The organism is Nocardia sp. NPDC058497 (assembly GCF_042720195.1).
In the GTDB taxonomy this organism is placed as follows: domain Bacteria; phylum Actinomycetota; class Actinomycetes; order Mycobacteriales; family Mycobacteriaceae; genus Nocardia.
This window is the reverse complement of record NZ_JBHXMY010000812.1, coordinates 1-2,092: the sequence shown is the minus strand read 5'-3', so window position 1 is coordinate 2,092 and position 2,092 is coordinate 1. Positions and strand designations below refer to the sequence as shown.

Genomic DNA, 2,092 nt, shown 5'->3' with positions numbered 1-2,092 from the left:
TCCAGATCCCGTAAATAGTTTCGGCATCCTCTGTTCGAGGTGTGGAGTAGTAGTCGTGCAGCGCATGCAGATCTTGTGTCATGGTGGTCCTCATTCCCCCAGGCCGTCGCTCAGCTGCGACGTGCAGGCATTTCGGTCGAACTCTGGTTGAGCTCAGTCGGCGAGTCGTGCAGTGAGGCAACTGGGTTGGCCAGCGCTTACTGCGCGCTCGTTCGGGATTACAGGGCTCCGTACAATCCACCGGCGTCGATGGTCACCGTGGTTCCGGAGATGTAGGAAGCGTTTTGGGACAGCAGGAAAGAGACTGTGGTGGCGACCTCGGTAGGAGTGCCGAAATAGGCGTCCGGGTTCTTAGCGCGTAGTTGGGCCAACAGCGGCTCGTGCAGGCCTTCGAGGATCTCGGTTTCGATCACGCCTGGACAAACGGCGTTGATGCGGATTCGGTGGCGGGAGTACTCGGCGGCCAGCGCACGTGTCAGACCTACCACCGCGTGCTTGGAGGCCGTGTAGGAAACCGCCAGGCTGTCTGCGGCGCGTAGCCCGGCAACACTGGCCATGTTGACGATCGAGCCGCCTTTGCCGTGGGTCGTGAGGAGCCGTAGTTCATGGCGTAGGCAGGTGGCCATCGCGAGCGCATTGACCGCCATCACCTGTTCGAATTCTTCGGGATCGGCGTCATGAAAGTGGTTGCCGCGCAAGATCGTGTCGGTGCCGATGATTCCGGCACAGTTGAACGCACCCGCCAAATTTCCGCGCGCGGCGACTACGTCGAAGAATGCCGCGACTTGGGCAGGGTCGGTGATGTCTGTGGGCACGAATTCTACTGCGGGGCTGAGCTTGTCGGCCAGCGCTTCACCTGCGGCCACGTCGCGCCCGCAGAACACGATCCGGGTATCTGGGTGATCGTTCGCGAGTTGGATGACGGTCGCGGCGCCGATGCCGCGGGTCGCGCCGATCACGACGAGGACGTTGTCGGACTGGGGCATTGGGTTCCTCCGGATGTTGGCTAGTTGGCAGCGGCCGCAGCCAGGATGCGGCCGAGGCGGGCGGCGATGTCAGTGAGTTGGGCGGGATCGTGTGCTGCGGTGACGGTGGTGCGTAGACCCCGGCCGGCGCCCCACGTGCCAGCCAGCGGGAGGGCGAAGACTCCGGCGTCGAGCGCGGCGTGAAACGCGCGGGCGGGATCGACCGGCACCAGCAATGGCACGATGGCAGTGGTCGAGGTGCCGATGTCGAATCCGGCTCGAGTCAACGCCTGTGTCCAGACGGTGCGGTTGTGGTTGAGCTGATCGGTTAGTTCTGGTCCGGCGCTGATGAGGAGCTCGACGGCGTCGGCGGCGATGTGCGCAGCCAGCGGGGACAGCGCGGTTGAGAATGTCCCTCGGCGGCGTAGCCGGGCGGCGAATGTAGCGCTGGCCGCGACAAATCCGCCACCACCGACTAGGGCTTTGCCAAGGGATCCAACACGGACGTCGATGGTCGCGGGCATGCTGTAGTGGGCCTCGAGTCCGCGCCCGGCGCCGAGTTGGCCTACCGAGGACGCTTCGTCGACGTAGAGGACCGCATCGGTGGATCGTGCGCATGCGACGAGGGCGGGAAGATCGGCGACATCGCCATGGCCGCTGAACACTCCCTCGGTGACGATCACCCGCTGCCCACGCACGCCTGAGGTGCTGATCAGAGCGAGTAGATGATCGGCATCGTTGTGCCGGAATACGTCGAATGCCGCGCCCGACAAAACCGCGCCGTCGAGCAGTGAACGATGGCAATGTTCGTCGATGAACAGCGCGTCACCTGGCCCTGCGATCGTGGGCAGAGCCGAAAGGTTTGCCAGGTAGGCAGAGCTGTAGAGCGTTACCGCCTCACAACTCAACAAGGACCGCAGCCCGTCGGCGAGACGCTGGTGAGTTTCGGTGTGGCTGTTGAGTTCCGGTGACCCGTGGGGTCCCAGCGAGTCAGCCGTGCGCACGAATTCCGCCATGCTGGCGCGCAACTGCGGGTGCCCGGAGAGTCCGAGGTAGCTGTTTGAGCAGAGGTGGTCGAGTCGCCGACCGTCGAACGCGATTTCCGTCTCTGTCGCAGAGTTCACCGG

General features: G+C 64.1%; 2 protein-coding genes. Both read right to left on the bottom strand.

The features are described from left to right. Positions 1 to 218: 218 nt before the first annotated feature. The gene (locus tag ACFWPJ_RS31270) at positions 219 to 986 is read right to left on the bottom strand and encodes an SDR family NAD(P)-dependent oxidoreductase (RefSeq protein ID WP_378856884.1); all 768 of its coding nucleotides are present in this window, start codon (positions 984 to 986) and stop codon (positions 219 to 221) included. Between the two features lie 20 nt (positions 987 to 1,006). Then, positions 1,007 to 2,092 (bottom strand): aminotransferase class I/II-fold pyridoxal phosphate-dependent enzyme (locus ACFWPJ_RS31265; RefSeq protein ID WP_378856882.1); only part of this gene is annotated, 1,086 nt, incomplete at its 5' end.

Coding starts and splice junctions, on each gene's coding strand:
- ACFWPJ_RS31270 (WP_378856884.1), bottom strand. CDS start 986: ATGCCCCAGTCCGACAACGTCCTCGTCGTGATCGGCGCGACCCGCGGC.